Source organism: Arthrobacter sp. MW3 TE3886 (genome assembly GCF_041262145.1).
Lineage (GTDB): Bacteria > Actinomycetota > Actinomycetes > Actinomycetales > Micrococcaceae > Arthrobacter.
Genome location: NZ_JBGCAN010000001.1, coordinates 1,698,986 through 1,717,126, shown reverse-complemented (window position 1 = coordinate 1,717,126; position 18,141 = coordinate 1,698,986). Strand labels below are relative to the sequence as shown.

General features: G+C 69.7%; 14 protein-coding genes and 1 pseudogene. 5 read left to right on the top strand and 10 right to left on the bottom strand.

What is annotated here, in order from left to right; genetic code table 11:
- Positions 1–79: 79 nt before the first annotated feature.
- The 5 genes from ABH915_RS07760 (at position 80) to fdhF (ending at position 7,674) form a co-directional block, all read left to right on the top strand.
- Complete coding sequence (locus ABH915_RS07760) at positions 80–1,261, top strand: ferritin-like domain-containing protein (protein WP_370119612.1); 1,182 nt, start codon at positions 80–82, stop codon at positions 1,259–1,261.
- 79 nt (positions 1,262–1,340) lie between these two features.
- Positions 1,341–2,069, top strand: a complete 729-nt coding sequence (locus tag ABH915_RS07755; RefSeq protein WP_018774506.1) for a VIT family protein — start codon at positions 1,341–1,343, stop codon at positions 2,067–2,069.
- Positions 2,070–2,137: 68 nt separating this feature from the next.
- Positions 2,138–3,226: an aminoglycoside phosphotransferase family protein gene (locus ABH915_RS07750; protein WP_370119609.1), complete on the top strand. Its 1,089-nt coding sequence runs from the start codon at positions 2,138–2,140 to the stop codon at positions 3,224–3,226.
- Between the two features lie 84 nt (positions 3,227–3,310).
- Positions 3,311–5,011, top strand: coding sequence for an NAD(P)H-dependent oxidoreductase subunit E (locus ABH915_RS07745; RefSeq protein ID WP_370119606.1), 1,701 nt, complete (start codon positions 3,311–3,313; stop codon positions 5,009–5,011).
- Positions 4,999–7,674: a formate dehydrogenase subunit alpha gene (gene fdhF, locus ABH915_RS07740; RefSeq protein WP_370119603.1), complete on the top strand. Its 2,676-nt coding sequence runs from the start codon at positions 4,999–5,001 to the stop codon at positions 7,672–7,674. The genes ABH915_RS07745 and fdhF overlap by 13 nt, the downstream gene beginning before the upstream one ends.
- Positions 7,675–7,691: 17 nt before the next feature.
- Here the strand turns inward: fdhF and ABH915_RS07735 are convergent.
- From ABH915_RS07735 to ABH915_RS07690, 10 genes and pseudogenes are all read right to left on the bottom strand, one after another.
- Positions 7,692–9,105: pseudogene (locus ABH915_RS07735) on the bottom strand (aspartate aminotransferase family protein).
- Between the two features lie 66 nt (positions 9,106–9,171).
- A complete protein-coding gene (locus tag ABH915_RS07730) occupies positions 9,172–9,966 on the bottom strand; it encodes a sulfite exporter TauE/SafE family protein (RefSeq protein WP_370119601.1) in 795 nt (264 codons plus the stop codon).
- 28 nt (positions 9,967–9,994) lie between these two features.
- Positions 9,995–11,806 (bottom strand): proline--tRNA ligase, encoded by a 1,812-nt coding sequence (locus ABH915_RS07725; RefSeq protein WP_370119598.1) that lies wholly within the window; start codon positions 11,804–11,806, stop codon positions 9,995–9,997.
- Between the two features lie 436 nt (positions 11,807–12,242).
- Positions 12,243–13,013 carry a hypothetical protein gene (locus ABH915_RS07720; protein WP_370119595.1) on the bottom strand — a complete coding sequence of 257 codons (771 nt, stop codon included), beginning with the start codon at positions 13,011–13,013 and terminating at the stop codon, positions 12,243–12,245.
- 41 nt (positions 13,014–13,054) lie between these two features.
- On the bottom strand, positions 13,055–13,942 hold the full coding sequence (locus ABH915_RS07715) for a GNAT family N-acetyltransferase (RefSeq protein ID WP_026266620.1): 888 nt from the start codon (positions 13,940–13,942) through the stop codon (positions 13,055–13,057).
- Positions 13,905–15,071, bottom strand: a complete 1,167-nt coding sequence (gene ispG, locus ABH915_RS07710) for a flavodoxin-dependent (E)-4-hydroxy-3-methylbut-2-enyl-diphosphate synthase (protein ID WP_026266621.1) — start codon at positions 15,069–15,071, stop codon at positions 13,905–13,907. The genes ABH915_RS07715 and ispG overlap by 38 nt, the downstream gene beginning before the upstream one ends.
- Positions 15,072–15,120: 49 nt before the next feature.
- Positions 15,121–15,411 (bottom strand): YciI family protein, encoded by a 291-nt coding sequence (locus ABH915_RS07705; protein ID WP_018774516.1) that lies wholly within the window; start codon positions 15,409–15,411, stop codon positions 15,121–15,123.
- A gap of 58 nt (positions 15,412–15,469) precedes the next feature.
- Positions 15,470–15,997, bottom strand: coding sequence for a hypothetical protein (locus ABH915_RS07700; RefSeq protein ID WP_370119591.1), 528 nt, complete (start codon positions 15,995–15,997; stop codon positions 15,470–15,472).
- Positions 15,994–16,683: a MarR family transcriptional regulator gene (locus ABH915_RS07695; protein WP_370119588.1), complete on the bottom strand. Its 690-nt coding sequence runs from the start codon at positions 16,681–16,683 to the stop codon at positions 15,994–15,996. Before ABH915_RS07695 ends, ABH915_RS07700 begins: the two co-directional genes overlap by 4 nt.
- 119 nt (positions 16,684–16,802) lie before the next feature.
- On the bottom strand, positions 16,803–18,134 hold the full coding sequence (locus tag ABH915_RS07690) for an RIP metalloprotease (protein WP_370119585.1): 1,332 nt from the start codon (positions 18,132–18,134) through the stop codon (positions 16,803–16,805).
- Positions 18,135–18,141: the final 7 nt, after the last annotated feature.

Here is an 18,141-nt window from a genome sequence, read left to right as displayed (position 1 = left end):
TGTTGTGTGTACTAGCCTAGCGATTTTCCGGGCGGCGTGGTGCACGCAGTTCCGGGCCGGCATGACAACATGGTCTGTTGTGAAAGACGACACCAGGGAAAAGCGATGGCAGGATCACTTTCCCCGGTCGCTCCCCCGCTACGTGCTGATGGCGTGCCTCGCCCTGGTGGTGGTGAGCCTGGGGGTGGTCCTGACGCCGGCCAGGCCGCCGGAACCTGCGGAGCCGCCCTTTTCCGACCAGGCGCGCGCCGCCGCATTGGCCGAAACCCGGCAACTGCTGGACGCCAGCAGCCAGCTTGGCACCGCGGCCCGGAACGGCTCCAAAGACAACTCGGCGGAGAGCGCGGATGCCCGTTCCGCCGCCGCCGGGAATCCCGCCGTCGAGCGGACTGTGACCTTGCTGACACTTCAGGCGCAAGCGCTGCTGGCGCCGGGCGAAAGTCCTGCAGACGCGGCCAGCGCAGCGTCCGCCTCCGGCGGGGCAACGTCCCCGGCAACGTCCCCGGCAACCTCCTCCGCCGCACCCCGGCCGGCGACCGCCGCCGGGCTGGTGTTGGCTCTGGCGGACAGTGGCCGCCAGCGCCTCGCGGACGCTGCCAAAGCCGACGGCGGCATGGCACGGCTGCTGGCCGCCGTCGGCACCGCGCAGCTGCTGCAGACGTCCGCCCTCGCCGCCGAAACCGGAACCGAGGCCCCGGCGGCCGACGTGACCCCGCCACAGCTGTCCGGCACCTGCCCGTCGCCGTCCGCGTCCCCGGCGGTGCCAGCCGCTGGGGAGTCCGCAGCAGAGCCGTCTGCGGCCGCGGCCAGCCTCAGCGGTGCCCTGGCGGCGGCTGTCCGGACCGAAGCGCAGACCATCTACGGCTATCAGGTGGCGCTGACCCGGCTGGGCGGCGACGCGGCGAAATCCGCGGCCGAGGAACTCGCCCGCCACGACGCACTCCTCGACGGCGCGGAATCCCTTAGCCGGCTGCACTGTTCCGCGGTGCCGCCACGCGAGGCGGGCTACGCGCTGGGCCCGTCCTTCCTGGCCTCCCCCGCCGACGGCCTCGCCGACCTCGAAGCCGCCGCGCTGCCGGTCTATGGCGACCTCGTGGCGCTGAGCGAGGGCGGGACCCGGCAGTGGGCCATTGCGGCCCTGTTCGGGTCCGCGAAGCGGGCGGTGCGGTGGGGTGCGGATCCCGGCGCCCTGCCGGGCCTGGACAGGGCGTCGACGCCAACGCAGCCGGCCGCCGAAACGCCGTCGCAGCCCGCAGGCTGAACGCCGGAGAAAGCCTCGGCTAATTTTGGTAAGCCTTGGAATACTGGCGGGGCCCCGGCCCGGGTGGTTTGCTGTAGGCATGGACACGACCGGCCCCGCAACCCTTCATGAGAACGAGCCCCACCACAACGACCTCGCGCACCGCCTCAACTGGCTCCGCGCGGGCGTCCTGGGGGCCAACGACGGCATCGTCTCCGTCGCCGCGATCGTCGTCGGCGTCGCGGGCGCCACCACCGACACCGGGGCAATCCTGCTTGCGGGCGCCGCGGGGGTGGTGGGCGGCGCGATCTCGATGTCGCTCGGTGAATACGTCTCCGTCAGCAGCCAGAAGGACAGCCAGCATGCCCTGATCGAGAAGGAACGCCGCGAACTGCAGGAACAGCCGGAGGAAGAGCTCGAGGAACTCGCGGCGATCTACCAGGGCAAGGGCCTCAGCCCCGCGACAGCACGGACGGTGGCCAAGGAACTAACGGCCCACGATGCCCTCGGCGCCCACCTCTCTGCCGAACTCAACATTGACGAGACCGACATCGTGAGTCCATGGCACGCGGCGTTCGCCTCCGCCCTCGCGTTCCTCATCGGCGCGATCCTGCCCATGCTGGCCATCCTGCTGCCGCCGGAAAACATCAGGATCCCCCTGACGTTCGTGGCCGTGCTCGTGGCCTTGGCGGCCACCGGGGCCGTGGGCGCGTGGATTGGCGGCGGCTCAAAGCTCAAGGCAGCCATCCGCGTGGTGATTGGCGGCGCCGCGGCGCTGGTGGCCACATTCGCGATCGGCAGCGCCCTCGGCGCGAGCGGCATCGTCTAACGGCTCCCGCGGCCCACCAGGAGCCCGCCAACGCGGCGGCATCTGTTCGGGGACCTACGATAGGTCCCGTGAGCCCGATCCCAGACGTCCCCATCCCGCATGATCTCTCCCGCCGCTACGCCCGGACCCCTGCGGGACGCGCCTGGCTGGCGTCACTTCCTGGCCTGATCGGACAGTTTCTCGATCAGTGGGACCTGGAGCCGGACCTGGAACCGGGCGCCCTTCCCTGGAACGGTCACGGCGGCGTCGTCATCCCCGTGCGGCGCCGGGACGGGGACGGGTCCCCCCGCAAGGGCGACGCAGCGGTGCTGAAGCTGGCGTTTCCGCACGAGGAGGCCACCCGCGAACACCATGCCCTCACCCTGTGGGGAGGCCATGGCGCCGTCAGGCTGCTGGCCGCCGATGCCGGTTCCTGCGCCCTGCTCCTGGAGCGCCTGGACGCCTGCCGCTCCCTCCTGGATGTCCCGCTGGACACAGCGGTGACGGTGTGGGGCGGCGTGGTCCGCCAGCTCAGCGTGGTCCCGGACGGCCGGCCGGAGTGGCTGGAAATCGACCACGTGGCGGCACAGGCCGAGCGGTGGAGCGATGAATTCCCTGAGGCGTGGGAGCAACTGGGGCGGCCGTTCCCGCGATGGTTGCTCGAGGCGGCGCTGGAGGTCTGCCAGACCCGCGGTGCCGTGGGCCGGCGGTCCGGCAAGGACGTCCTGGTCCACGCGGACCTGCACTACCTGAACGTCCTGGCCCGTCCCGGCGTGCCGGACCCGGGAACCCGGAAGGAAACACCGGCGCCGCTGGAGTACGCCGCAATTGATCCCCAGCCCATGATCGGGGAGGCGGAGTTCGCGGTGGCCCCGGTGCTGTGGAACAGGCTCCGGGAACTGCCGCAGCAGGATCCCGGGCGGGCCCTGCTCGCGCGGTGCAGGGATTTCAGTGCCGCAGCCGGTCTCGACGCCGAGGCCGCCCGGCAGTGGAGCCTGGCGCGCGAGGTGGAGAACGCCCTCTGGTATGCCTCGCAGCGCCACCATGACGGCGATCTGGCCCGATCGCTGTGGGTGGCGAGCACGCTGGCGGGCCGGACGCTTCCCGGCCTGCCCGCCCCGCAGGAGCTGCCCGATCCGGGCCAGGACATCGCCCACTGGGCGGCGGACCAGCGCTAGCCGCAGCCGGCTCCTTCAGCACTTGGCGATCCGGGGACTTTTGGCTCTTCCCCGACCGGGGGTGCCGGGGAGAAGGCTGGACACATGCACGAACCCCGTGGCGGGCGCTCAGCCGCCGAACCTGCTGGGCACGAGGGTCGGGACAATGACGATCCTTTCCTCCGGTATGCCGCCCGCTTCGAGCGGCCCATCGTGGACATCAAGAATCTGCTCCGCGGCTCCGTTGCCTCCCCGGCCGAGATCGCCCGTGCGATCGGCTTGCCCGCCGCAGCGGCCGAGGGACCGGCATCGTTTTTCGCCGACTTCTCCGCGCCGCGCGGAACCCGGCACATAAGGGCCTGCGGTGCAGCCGCCTGCTTCGCGGCGTCCGGCGGCAGGCACATGGCGGAAGTGGAAGCGGCACTGGGCGTGGAGGCGGGAAGCCGAAGCGCGGACGGCGCCGTATCGCTCCAGGAAGTGCGCTGCCTGGGCTACTGCTTCGGCGGACCGGCAGCCCTCGACGGCGAGGACGCGTGTGCAGGGGCCGACCTGGCGGCCCAATTGCAGGGGTCGTCACCGCGGAAGGCTCCGCCCATCCCGGTGTCCTGCGACAGTGCGCTCCCCGTGGTGACCGCCGGACTGCTGGGAGCCTCGACGCCATGGTCGGCCTGGCCCGGCGTCGTCGCCGCAGGAACACCTGCAGATGTCCTCAGCCAGGTCGAATCCGCCCGGCTGAAGGGGCGGGGCGGAGCCGGCTTCCGCGTCGCCGCCAAATGGCGGGCCGCACTGGACCACCCTGCACCGCGGGTGGTGGTGGCCAACGGTGATGAGGGCGACCCCGGTTCCTTTGCGGACCGCTTGCTCATGGAACAGGACCCGCACCGTGTGCTCGAAGGCCTCGCCCTGGCATGCTTCGCTGTCCGCGCGGAAACCGGCGTCGTGTTTGTCCGCTCAGAGTATCCCCGCGCCGTCGCCCGCCTGCAGGAAGCGCTGCTTGAGGCACGCGCTGCCGGGCACCTCGGCCCGGACGCGGGAGGCAGCGGATTCAGCCTGGAGATCCACGTAGCTGTTGGCGCGGGCTCGTATGTCTCCGGCGAGGAAACGGCCCTGTTGAACGGGCTCGAAGGCCTGCGCGGCGTCGTGCGGCCCCGCCCGCCGTTTCCCACCGCACGGGGGCTCCACGGACGGCCCACCGTAGTCAACAACGTGGAAACACTCAGTGCGGTGCCGTGGATAATGCAGCACGGCGGAGCCGCATACGCGGCGATGGGGACCGCGGACGAGGCCGGCACGGTAATCGCCTGCCTGTCCGAACGGTTTCTCCGGCCCGGCGCCTACGAGGTGGAGATCGGCACGCCGGTACGGCGGATCGTCGAAGATCTCGGCGGCGGGCTTCGGGACGGGGCAGCGATGCGTGCACTGCAAATCGGCGGCCCCCTGGGCGGCTTCCTCGGCCCCGCCGACCTGGACGTGCCCCTGAGTGATGTCGCCCTGACCGGCCGGGGAGCGGCCCTCGGCCATGCAGGGATCGTCGCCTTCGATGACAGGCTTTCGGGCGAGCAAGTGCTGCGGAACCTGTGGGACTTTGCGGCGGCGGAGAGCTGCGGGCAGTGCTCGCCGTGCCGGGTGGGGACATGGCGCGGCCGGGCCCTGTCGGAGCGGCCTGACGGGCCGGATATCCGCCGGGAACGCGGCGAGGTGCTGCGCACGATGGCGGCGGGCAGCCTGTGCGCTTTCGGCCGCCGGGTGCCGGCCGCGGTGCTAAGCCTCGCCCGCGTCTACGGCCTGGACGGATGGCCGTCGTGAGACTCGTTGTCGACGGCCGGCTGGTCGAGGTCGCGGCCGGCGCCACGCTGCTCGATGCTGTGCGGGCGGCCGGCCTGGCCCTCCCGACGTTGTGCCACGATGACCGGCTCACCACCGTGGCCTCGTGCCGGACGTGCCTGGTCGACGTCACCGGCCGGGGCCCGGCCGCCGCCTGCAGCACCCCGGCGGAGAACGGCTTGCGCGTCGCCGTCGAGGCGTCCCGGGCGTTGCGGCGGGATGCCCTGCGGGCCATCGTCGCGGGGCTGCCGACGCGGGCGCTGGATGTCCCGGCCGACCGCAGCGAACTGGCCCGGCAATGCGCCGACTATGGGGTGACTGCCCCGTCTGGTGCCGTCACGCCGCCGGAGCGCGGACTTGACCACTCCCACCCGTACGTCAAGCTTGACCGCGATCTCTGTATTGCCTGCGGGCGGTGTGTCCGCGCCTGCGCGGAGATCCAGGGCACGTTCGCCCTGACCCTCACGGGCCGCGGAGCCGGCACGGTGGTGGCGCCGGGCACCGGTGGTCCCTGGGCGGAGTCCGACTGTGTCTCGTGCGGGGCGTGCGTGGATACGTGTCCCACCGGCGCCCTGTCCGAGCCCGGGCTGCTCAACATGCTGCCGATAGAACGGCAGACCCGGACCACCTGCGGGTACTGTGGCGTCGGCTGCAGCCTGGAGGTCTCCACCCGTGACAACGTGATCATGACCGTCCGGCCCGCCGGTGAGGGCTCAGTGAATCGCGGCCACGCGTGTGTCAAGGGACGGTTCGCCCACGGGTTCCTGGGTTCAGCAGAGCGTCTGACAACCCCGCTGATCCGCAGGAACGGAACCCTGGCGCCCGCGTCGTGGGAGGCCGCCACGGGTTACGTGGCCGCCAGGCTTGCCGGGATCCGGGACACGGACCCGGGCGGATTCGCCGTCATTTCCTCGGCCCGGGCCACCAACGAGGAGAACTATCTGGCCCAGAAATTCGCCCGGGCAGTCATGGGGACAAACAACGTGGACAACTGCGCCAGGCTCTGTCACGCCCCCTCGGCGGCGGGCCTGGCCGCCACGTTTGGCCTGGGCGGCGGCACGAATGCATTCGATGACCTCGACCGGTGCGACGTGATCCTCCTGGTTGGCGCGAATCCGACGGCGGCGCACCCCGTCGTCGGTTCACGGATCTTCCAGCGGGTCATGGACGGCGCCCGCCTGGTGGTGGTGGATCCCCGGCGCACGTTCCTGGCCCGGCACGCCGACGTCCACCTGCGGCCCCGGCCGGGAACCAACGTGGCCGTGTTCAACGGCCTGGCCCACCTCCTGGTCCGCGAGGGGCTCGTGGACACCGCCTTCCTTGAAACCCACACCAGCGGCTACGACGAGTTGCTCGGATTGCTCGAGGATTACCCGCCGGAACGCGTGGCCGAAATCTCCGGTATCCCGGCGCGCGACCTCGTGCGCGCCGCCGTGATGTACGGGCAGGCGCTGGTCCCGGCAATCTTCTACGGACTCGGCGTGACCGAACACCGGCACGGCACGGACGGTGTCCGGACCCTGTCCAACCTGGCACTCCTCCGTGGCGCTGTGGGGCCGGGTGACGGGGGCGGGGTGAACCCGCTGCGCGGGCAAAACAACGTCCAGGGTGCGTCTGACATGGGGGCTCTGCCCGACCTGCTGCCCGGCTACCAGAAGGTCATGGACCCGGCAGCGCGGACCCGCTGCGCCGAGGCCTGGCAGGCCGATGTTCCGCCGCGGCCAGGGCTTCGGATCCCGCAGATGTTCGCGGCCGCCCGGGACGGGGCGTTGCAGGCGCTGTGGGTGATCGGGGAGGACGTGCTCGCCACCGATCCTGACAGCGCTTCGGTGCGGGCGGCCCTGGAAGCCTGTCCGCTGGTGATCTGCAACGATCTGTTCCTCTCCCCCACGGCCGCCGCAGCGGACGTCGTCTTTCCCGTGGCCGCTTGGCTTGAGAAGGACGGCACGTTCGTCAATTTCGACCGGCGCTTCCAGCGGGTCAGGGCCGCCGTGGCGCCCCCGGCCGGCGTCCGCACGGACTTCGCGGTGCTGCACGCCGTCGCGGCCGGCATGGGGGTGGACCTTGGATGCCCCACACCGGAGGAGGCCATGGCGGAGTGCGCCAGCCTGGCGCCGCTGTTCGGCGGAATATCCCACGCACGCCTGGACCGGGACGGCCCGCTGCATTGGCCGTGCGGGTCCGCCGGTTCGCCCGGAACACCACGGCTCTATCAGGACCGGTTCGCCACCCCGGACGGCCTGGCACACCTGGCCGCGCGTCCGTACCTGCCGCCGGGCGAGCAGTGCGACGCGGCGTATCCGTACCTGCTCGTCACCGGGCGCCGGGCGGAGCATTACAACTCCGGCAGCATGACCCGCCGGACCGACAACCTGGTCCTGCTCACCGATGAAACGATCGACGTCGAGCCCGGGGACGCGGCGGCGCTGGGACTGAAAGACGGCGATACTGTCCGGCTGGACAGCCGGCATGGCATGGCGGTCCTGCGGCTCAGGATCACGGACGATGTGGAACCCGGCCAGGTGTTCGCGGGCTTCCACTTCCCCGGCGCAACAGTCAACAGCCTCACCTCCGCCGTGGAGGACGAGGTAACGGGGTGCCCTGAATACAAGGTGACCGCGGTCCGCATCTCCGCACACGCGTAACCGGACAACCCCCGCAGTCAGCCCCGCACGGCCGCCAAGGCGTCGCGGACGGCGTCGACGGCGACGCTGACATCGGCGTCGTCCGTGCTCCAGTTGCTCACCGAGATCCGCAGGATGTCGCGGTCCTGCCAGCGTGACCCGGACATCCAGACCCGGCCGTCGCCCATGATCGTCTCCGTCACGGCGCGGGTCACGGCGTCGTCGCCGAACGCCAGGGACACCTGGGTGTAGTCGACGTCGTTGAGCACCTCGACGCCGTCCAGCGCCGCGAGCTGTTCGGCCAGCTGCGTGGCCCGGTGCACGAGCGTGCGGACCTGGCCGGCGACGCCGTCGCGGCCCAGGGATTTCAGCGCCGCCCACACCGGCACGCCGCGTGCCCGGCGGGAGAGTTCGGGCACTCGCTCGGACGGGTCCCCGGCCCCGTCCGCGGCCTGGATCAGGTAGCTGGCGTGCAGCCCCATCGCCGAGCGCAGCGCCTGGGCGTCGCGCACGATCACGATCCCGCAGTCGTAGGGGACATTGAGGGTCTTGTGCGCGTCCGTTCCCCATGAATCGGCCAGGCCGAGTCCCGCGGTCAGGGCGGACAGTTCGGGCACCGCGGCCGCCCAGAGCCCGAACGCCCCGTCCACGTGCACCCAGGCGCCGTGCGCCTTCGCGACGGCGATGGCCTCGGCGAAGGGGTCGAAGGCACCCGAATGGAGGTTGCCGGCCTGCAGGCACACGAGGGCCGGGGCGGGGCGCCCGCCCTCCCCCGTGCTGAGCGCAAGGTCCAGGGCACAGTCCAGCTCGGCCGGGATGATGCGCCCCTGGCGGTCGGAGGGCACCACGGTGGGATGCCCGAGGCCCAGATAGCGCAGGCCGAGGTCTATGGTTTCGTGGCGCTCCTGGCCCACGAAGCAGCGGATCCGGGGCGCGCCGGCGAGGCCCGTCGCCGTCGAGGTCCCAGCCGGCATCGGCCATGAGCCGCCAGCGGGCGGCGGCGAGTCCGGTGAAGTTGGCCATGGTGGCGCCGGTGGCAAAGCCGACGTCGGACTCCTTGGGAAGACCCAGCAGCTCAAGGATCCATTTGCCGGCGGCTTCCTCGATCGCGGCGGTGGCGGGCGTGGCGAAGCGCAGCCCCGTATTTTGGTCCCAGGCGCTGAGCAGCCAGTCCGCCGCCAGGGCGGCCGGCAGTGTGCCGCCGATGACCCATCCGAAGAACCGCCCGGACGGCATGGCCATTAGCCCGGGTTCGGCCTTGGCCGCGAGATAGTCCACCACCTCCGCGGCCGGCATCCCCGTTTGGGGCAGCGGGCCGCCGAAGTCGGCCGCGAGCCCGGCCGCCGTGGCCCGCGGCCCGATCCGGCGTGTTCCCTGGCTCTCGAGCCACCGGCGTGCGTGCCCGGCCGCGGCCTCGAGGGCATCCCGGTAGCGTTCCTCACTTGCCGACATAGCTGCATGCTACGCCCGCCACCAGCGGACCGGGAGTCCCGTGCGGGTGCTGCGGGATCAGGCGGCTTAGGACAGGTTGTCCTGCCAGACGTCGGAGCCGAGCTTGATGATCAGCGCGCCCACCACCACCAGGAACACGATCCGGATGAACCTGCTCCCCTGCCGGACCGCGGTCCGGGCACCGAGGTAGCCGCCGGCCATGTTCGCCATGCCCAGCAGCAGCCCGAGCCCCCACAGCACGGCGCCGTGCGGCACGAAGAACAGCAGGGCACCGGCGTTGGTGGCCACGTTCACGATCTTGGCCTTGGCGCTGGCCTCCAGGAAGGCGTAGCCCATGGCCGAGACGAGGGCGATGATCAGGAACGAACCGGTGCCGGGACCGATCAGTCCGTCATAGAAGCCGATCACCCCGCCGATCAGGCAGGCCACCACATAGTGCCGGTGCCCCGCGTGGCGCAGTTTGGTCAGCTGACCGATGCCGGGCTGGAAGGCGGTGAAAAGCGCGACGGCGATCAGGGCCACCACGATGATCGGCTTGAACACGCTGGCCGGCAGGTTGGCGGCCAGCGCCGCCCCGCCGTAGCTGCCCGCCAACGCGATGGCGGCCGTGGGCAGGGCGGTGCGCAGATCGGGCCGGACGCGGCGGTAGTACGTGGCCGCGCTCGTACTGGTTCCGAAGATGGAGCCCATCTTGTTGGTCGCCAGCGCCTGGACCGGGCTGATGCCCGGCACCAGAAGCATGGCCGGCAGCTGGATGAGCCCGCCGCCACCGACGACGGCGTCGACCCAGCCCGCCGCCAGGCCGGCCACGACGATCAGGATGACAGTTCCGAGCTGGATCGACTCGAGTCCGGAGACCATTACCTAGTTCGGCCGGGACGGCGCGGCATCAGCTGTTGCGCACGGCGTTGACACAAAAGTCAACAGCCTTGTCAACGGCTACATTCTCGGCATTGCCGCTGCGGCGGTCCTTGATCTCCACGACGCCGTCCACGAGTCCGCGCCCGACGGCGAGGATGGTGGGGACGCCGACGAGTTCGGCGTCGCCGAACTTCACGCCGGGGGAAACCTTGGGGCGGTCGTCATAGATGACGTCCAGGCCGGCAGCCTCGAGCTCCAGGGACAGTTTTTCGGCGGCGGCGAAGATTTCCTCGCCGCGGCCCACGGCCACAACGTGGACGTCGGCCGGGGCGACGGCGCGCGGCCAGACCAGGCCCTTGTCGTCATGGTTGGACTCGGCCAGGGCGGCCACGGCACGGGTGACGCCGACGCCGTAGGAGCCCATGGTCACCACCACCTGCTTGCCATTCTGGTCCAGGACCTTCAGGTCCAGGGCAGCGGCGTACTTCCGGCCCAGCTGGAAGATGTGGCCCATTTCGATGCCGCGGGCGGTTTCGAGGGGACCGGAACCGTCGGGAGCCTCGTCGCCGGCGCGCACCTCGGTGCACTCAATGACACCGTCCCAGCCGAAGTCGCGTCCGGCGACGAGGCCGAAGACGTGCTTGCCGGCCTCATTGGCGCCGGTGACCCAGGCGGAGCCGCTGACGACGCGGGGATCCACGAGGTAGAGCAGCTTCGCGGCGCCCTCGCTGCCCAGCAGCGGCGCGTCCAGGGACATGCCGGGGCCGAGGTAGCCCTTGACGATCAGGGGCTGCTTCTTGAGGTCGTCCTCATTGGCGGCTTCCAGCGTGATCTCGCCCGCAATCGGCAGGAAGGACCCGATGTTCGCTTCGACGCGCTTGAGGTCGACGCCGCGGTCGCCGGGGAGGCCGATGACGACGATCTGGCGTTCGCCGGTCGGCAGCGTCACGGCGAGGACGACGTTCTTGAGCGTGTCGGCCGCGGTCCAGGGACCGCCGTCGGCTTCTGTGCGCGGAACCAGGACGTTGGCGGCGTCGACGAGGGTTTCGATGGTGGGGGTGTCCGGGGTGTCCCGGACTTCGGCGGCCGGGGCGTTGCTGAAGTCGATGTCCGCGGGGACCACGGTGGTGACGGCCTCGACGTTGGCGGCGTAGCCGCCGGCCGAGCGCACGAAGGTGTCCTCACCGATCTCGGTGGGGTGCAGGAATTCCTCGCTCTTGGACCCGCCCATGGCGCCGGCGGTGGCAGCAACCGGAATCACTTCAAGGCCGAGGCGTTCGAAGATCTTCAGGTACGCGCCGCGGTGGGCGGCGTAGCTGTCGTCCAGGCCGGCGTCGTCGACGTCGAAGGAGTAGGAATCCTTCATGATGAATTCGCGGCCGCGCAGCAGGCCCGCGCGGGGTCGCGCCTCGTCGCGGTACTTGTTCTGGATCTGGTAGATGCTCAGCGGCAGGTCCTTGTACGAGGAGTACAGGTCCTTGACCAGCAGGGTGAACATTTCCTCGTGCGTGGGGGCCAGCAGGTAGTCGTTGCCCTTGCGGTCCTTGAGCCGGAAGATGCCCTCGCCGTATTCGGTCCAGCGGTTCGTGGCCTCGTAGGGTTCCTTGGGCAGCAGCGCCGGGAAGTGGACTTCCTGGGCGCCGATGGCGGTCATTTCCTCGCGGATGACCTGCTCCACCTTGCGCAGCACACTCAGCCCCAGCGGCAGCCAGGTGTAGATGCCGGGCGCGGCCCGCCGGATGTAGCCGGCGCGGACCAGAAGCCGGTGGCTGGCCACCTCGGCGTCGGCGGGATCTTCGCGCAGGGTGCGCAGGAACAGCTTGGAGAGTCGAAGGACCACAGGTGGGGTATCCGTTTCTGGGGAAGTGCGGGCAAAGCCTAAGAAAAGCATCTAGGTACTAATCTACCGTCCAGAGGGCACGCCTTTGCCGCGCCGGCCCTGTCGCGGCCCCGCTGCGGTAAGGCGCGGGCGATGCGCAGCACATGGAAGAGCCACGCCATAACTGATGGAAGCCCCTGGCCGTTTCCGGCTGGTCATCCCGTCATGGCGTGGCTCCCGTGGCCCCAGCACCCCCAGATCTCAGGCTGCGAGCTACTTGGTGTCGCCTCCAGGCGTCGCCTTCCCCGGAATTTATACCGAGGTATAGACAGCAGGATGTGCGCGCCTGTGCGACACGGCTAGGTAGAACCTATGTGACATGGTGTCCGGAATCAATAGTCTGCAACCGGATATTTTCGGCATGTCGTTGCGTGTCCTCTGCGCGGCGGCAATCGGGCTACTTCCCGACGAGCGCGGCGGCCTGATCCAGTAATTTTCCGGCCCGGGAGATGGCATCGGCCTCGCTGCCGCCACCCACCGCGCTGACAGTGATGAGAACGCCGCCCTGGATCACCTGTCCGGTGATCGCGGACTGCTTCCGGCCGCCCGGCAGGGCGGTGTCTGTCCGGTACGCAACGGTGCCCGGCGTTGAGCCCAATCCGGCCAGCTTCGTCAGTTTGAGGTCCACTTTGGTGCCATTGGTCGTGAATGAAAGGGCTGAGCACTTTTTGAAGTCCTCGCCCTGGGCGAGTCCCTTCTCGAGGAGCTTGGCGTCAGCCCGGAACGCCAGAGAGACACCCGTGGAAGCTCCCGTCGCGGCATCTTGGGCCACCCCCGCCGCGACCGCTGTGCCCTCGGTCGAGGCCGCCTGACCGCCAAGGGCCAAAGCTGCGCACTCCGCGGGTTCCACCGAGATCGATGCCAGCAAGGACTTTGCCTGTTCGACCGACTTCTTGAGGTCGGCAAGCGGCATCACCGTGAGCGGCTTGCCCTGGGCATCCTTCAACTGTGCCACGAGGGCCGTCAGTTCAACGCTCGTGTAAGCCTTGGCTTGCGTCTGGGTGGGCGTAGGCGTCGTGGTCGCGCCGGGAACCGTGGTTGCGGCCTGGGCTTGGGCACTCTTGGCTGTGTCCGGCGAGCCGGTTGGGGTGCCACATGCGGCCAATCCCACGGCGCCCCAGGCAAGGAGCGCCGAGGCCCCGAAAATGCGCAGCACTGATGTCTTCATGTTTCCCCCAAAAAACTAGACCGGCAGCCGGCATTTGCCCGCTAGAAGAGCACTGTAGCGAACGTGCCCACCTGGCGAAAGCCCACCCGATCGTAGGTGGCGCGCGCCTTGGCGTTGAACCCGTTGACGTACAGGCTGGTCACCGGAGCGAGGGTCTGGGCGAGGACGACGACGGCGGCCATGTAGCCCGCGCTCAGTCCCAGTCCGCGGAACTCGGGATTCATCCAGACGCCCTGGACCTGGGTCACTTCCGGCGTGACGGCGCCGAGTTCGGCCTTGAAGACCACTTCGCCGGCGGCGTTCACGTGCACCAGGGAATGGCCCTGGCGGATGAGGCTCTTGACGCGCCGGCTGTAATACTCCCTGCCGCCAAGGTAGGGCGAATAGCCCACCTCTTCCTCGAACATCGCGGCGCAGGCGGGCAGGATCTTGTCGAAGTCGGCCAGCTGGCCGAAGCCGAGTGCGGGTTCGGGCCGGACAGCGGGCGGGCCCGAGATCGTCAGCAGGGGCTGGTGGTCCCGGACCTCGTGGGCGGTCTGGCCGAGCTGCTCCAGTGCCGCGTAGACGGCCAGGACAGTTTCGGCGGGGCCAAAGATCGAGGCGTAGCGGCGCCCGGAGCGGTGCGCGGCCATGGCAATGAGGCCGGCGAGCTCGGGCGCCAGCTCGATCGGCACCAGGTTGGCGCCGGCCCAGCAGGCACCGAGGAGGGTGCCGCCGTCGAACACGCCGAGAATGCTGGCGCCCCCGGCCGTGGGAGACGCCGTGCCGGCGGCTTCCAGGTGCGAGAGGATGAAGACGTTGGCGACGGCGTCCCGGTGCGCCAGCGCCAGCAGTTGTCCGGTGTCCGCGCCGCCAAGGACCCGGACGACGACGCCGGGAGCGGCGTCGTCCCTACGAGACGCTAACCACGGGGCTACCCTTGACAGCATCTTCGCCATCGCCGTCCCCCATCTCTTCCGCGATACGCATGGCTTCTTCGATCAGTGTCTCAACAATCTGATCCTCCGGGACAGTTTTGATGACTTCGCCCCTGACAAAGATCTGGCCCTTGCCGTTGCCGGAGGCAACGCCGAGATCGGCCTCGCGGGCCTCGCCGGGACCATTGACCACGCAGCCCATGACTGCCACGCGCAGCGGCACCTCCATGCCTTCCAGGCCAGCGGTGACCTGCTCGGCGAGCGTGTAGACGTCCACCTGGGCGCGGCCGCAGGACGGGCAGGAGACGATTTCCAGCTTGCGGGGGCGCAGGTTGAGCGACTGCAGGATCTGGTTGCCCACCTTGATTTCCTCGACCGGCGGCGCCGAGAGGGAGACGCGGATGGTGTCGCCGATCCCGCGGGAGAGCAGGGCGCCAAACGCCGTGGCGGACTTGATGGTGCCCTGGAAGGCCGGTCCGGCCTCGGTGACGCCGAGGTGCAGGGGCCAGTCGCCCTTTTCAGCCAGCATCTCGTAGGCAGCAACCATGATGACCGGGTCGTTGTGCTTGACGGAGATCTTGAAGTCGTGGAAACCGTGCTCTTCGAAGAGCGAGGCCTCCCAGACGGCGGATTCCACGAGGGCCTCCGGGGTGGCCTTGCCGTATTTCTTCATGATGCCCGGCTCCAGGGATCCGGCGTTGACGCCGATCCGGATGGAGGTGCCGTGGTCCTTTGCGGCCCGGGCGATCTCCTTGACCTGGTCATCGAACTTGCGGATGTTGCCCGGGTTCACGCGCACGGCGGCACAGCCGGCCTCGATCGCGGCGAAGACGTACTTCGGCTGGAAGTGGATGTCCGCGATCACCGGGATCTGGGACTTCCTGGCGATGATCGGCAGCGCCTCGGCGTCGTCGGCGGACGGGCAGGCGACGCGCACGATGTCGCAGCCGGAGGCCGTGAGTTCCGCGATCTGCTGCAGGGTGGCGTTGATGTCGGTCGTCGGCGTCGTGGTCATGGACTGGACGCTGATGGGCGAATCGGAGCCGACGCCCACTGATCCCACCTTGATCTGGCGCGTCTTCCGGCGGGGGGCTAGGACGGGGGGCGGTGCTGACGGCATTCCCAGGCTGACCGAGGTCACATGGACTCCCTTGTAGAATTCGAAGTTGCGAAGGTGCGGGCGGGACGGGCTAGGCGTGCCCGGCCAGAAGACCGGTCAGCGGCGCCCACACGGTGGTGCGGGTGCCCGAAATGGCACCGGCGGCTGCGAAAGGGTCCTGCCGCAGAAGGTCATTCAAGGCCGCCTCATCGGCCGCCTTGAAGATGAGCAGCGCGCCTGCGCCGTCGCCGTAGGGGCCGCTGGCCAGCAGGGCGCCCTCGCGGGCAAGTCCCGCCGTCCATTCGCGGTGTGCCGGGCGGCTGGCATCGCGGACCTCGGATGATTCGGCGTCGTACACGTACTCCACAGCAAAAACAGTCATATGGATACACTATCGCCCTGTTTGCCCGCTTCCCATCCGGAGGCGCCGGGGCACGCGGTCAGCCGAGGAAGAGGACCTTGGCCAGGGCGGCGACACCGGCTGCCCAGAGCATGGACGTGAGGGTTCCGATGATGAACCGCTCGGCGGCCACCGGCGTGGCTTTCAACTCGGCAAACCGGCCGAGGCCCTTGATGGCCACGACATAAGCGATGGCGACAGGCTGGCCGGCCAGGATTGCCAGGCACACGGCGAACCGTTCCAGGATGCCGATAATCGCCCCGCCGCGCAGGATGCGCACGCTGCTGACGGTCTCGGCGGACGGGGCGGCGGCCGCCGCTGCCGGGGTGGGCGTTGCGGTGTCCGGCCCGGCCGGCTCCGCGGCCGGCTGGATGTCGGGGTCCGTGGTGGAGTCCGCGGAGGGGTCCTCGGCCGCGTCCCCGCCGGCGGCGGCGCCGCTTGCGTCGGCGCCGCTTCCGGCGTCGGCCCGGTCATCAATGGTCCGGGCGAGGCGGAACACCCAGGCAGTGACCGGCCAGCCGACGAATCCTGCGGTGAGCAGGGCCAGCGTGATCCAGAGGGCGTTCACTTCTCTCCTTCGATGCTGTCGTGTGCGAGGGTCAGCAACAATTCTGCGGCCGGCCTCGCGGCCCATTCTTCCTGCCAGCCCGAGCGAAGGACTGCGCGGCTCACCGACTGCTCCGTGATTCCGAGCTTCTGTGCCGCTATTTTTTGGCTGCCGTGGGTTCCGTGGGTGTCGTGCCGCACCGAGCGCAGCACGTCCACCACCTTCCATTGCGCCGCGGTCCGGTCCTGGACCAGGCGGCCAATCAGCCGGAGCACCGCCTCCGCGTTGGCGCAGGCCCTGGCCGCCTGGGACCCGTTAGCGCCGTCCGCGGCCGCATTCGCTGCATGTGCCCGACGGCGGTCGCGGCCGGCGACCACGGCGAGGGGCACATGGGCGGCCGCCCCCTTGGCCCGGTCAACGGCGGCCCGGGCCGCCACGAAGGCGGGACCGGAGCCTTCGCGCGGGCTGGCGGGCAGCGGCAGGTCCACCTCCCCCACCCCGATTCCGACATACCAGCGGCCGCTGCGCAGGGCGTGCAGGGCGATCTCCACCACCTCGTCGGCCCGTTCCACGACGCCCTGGACCTCGTCGCCGACCGAACGCTCAAAGCGCCCGGCGGTGGAGAGCGCGCTGAGCCCCTTCAGGAGGCCGGGGACCCGGTCGATGTCGCCCGTGCTGCCCCGCTGGTCGATCGTCATGACGTACATGACCCCAGCCTAGGGAGGTGATCGTGAATAATCAACCATTTTCAACTGATTATTTAAAATCAGCCGAAATAGGCTTATGAATGATAGTCAGCGTGATTTGGCTGGAATGCCGGCCGGCACTATCCGAAGAGGTTGACCGGCTTGACGATGTCGGCGTAGATCAGCAGCGCACCCATGCCCATCAGCAGCACCGCCACGACATATGTCACCGGGAGCAGCTTGGCGATATCGAAGGCACCGGGATCCGGGCGGCCGAACAGCTTGGCGATCTGGCGGCGGGCCCCCTCGTACAGCGCGCCCGCGATGTGGCCGCCGTCGAGCGGCAGCAGCGGAATGAGGTTGAAGACGGCCAGGGCGAAGTTGAGTCCGGCCAGCAAACCCACCAGGGCGGCGAAGCGGGACTGCAGCGGGACCTCCTCCATCGCGGCGACCTCGCCGGCCACGCGGCCCACGCCCACCACGCTGATGGGGCCGTTGGGATCCCGGGGTTCCTCGCTGAAGGCTGCCTTGGCCACGCCGGCCACGCGCTCCGGCAGGTTCACCACGACGCCGGCAACCTGCTTGATGTTCTCCCCCGCCATGGGCAGCACGGACGACGCCGGCTGCTGCACGAGTGCCGTCTGGGCGCCGATGCCCAGGAAGCCGACGTCCTGGTACTGGAGGCTGCCGTCAGCGGCCTTGGCCTGACGGCCGTCGGGGCCGAGGACCGGGCGGGCGGAGAGCACGGGCGTGACAGTGGTGGAGACGGCGGCGCCGCCGCGCTCCACGGTGATGCTGACCTGCCGGCCCGCCGAGGCGCGGATCCAGCCGGTGAGTTCGTCCCAACTGGTGACGGCCTTGCCGTCGAAGGAGGTGATGGTGTCATTCGGCAACAGTCCCGCGGCCGCGGCGGGGGTGGGCTTGCAGTCGGCGGAGTCCGGGTCCACGGTCTCGCCGGCCTTGACCTGGCACTTGGAGACGTCCGCGATGGTGGTGGTTTGGCTGGCGGTGCCGAATCCCATCAGCAGCACCGCGGTCAACACGACGCCGATCAGCAGGTTCATCGCGGGCCCGCCGAGCATGATGATGATCTTCTTCCAGACCGGCAGCCGGTAGAAGACCCGGTTTTCGTCGTCCGGGCCGATTTCCTCGTGGGCCAGGGAGCGGGCATCGGATGCCAGCGACTGGAACATTCCGGTGCTGGAGGTGCGGACGGTGCCGTCTTCCTTGTTGGGCGGGTACATCCCGATCATGGACACGTAGCCGCCCAGCGGGATGGCCTTGAGTCCGTACTCGGTTTCGCCCCTCCTCTTGGACCAAACGGTGGGTCCGAAACCGATCATGTACTTGGTCACGCGGACCTTGAACAGCTTGGCCGGGAGCAGGTGCCCGACTTCATGCAGGGCAATGGACGCGGCGATGCCGATCGCCACGAAGACGACACCGAGGATAAAGAGGAGGACGGGGCTCATACTGTGA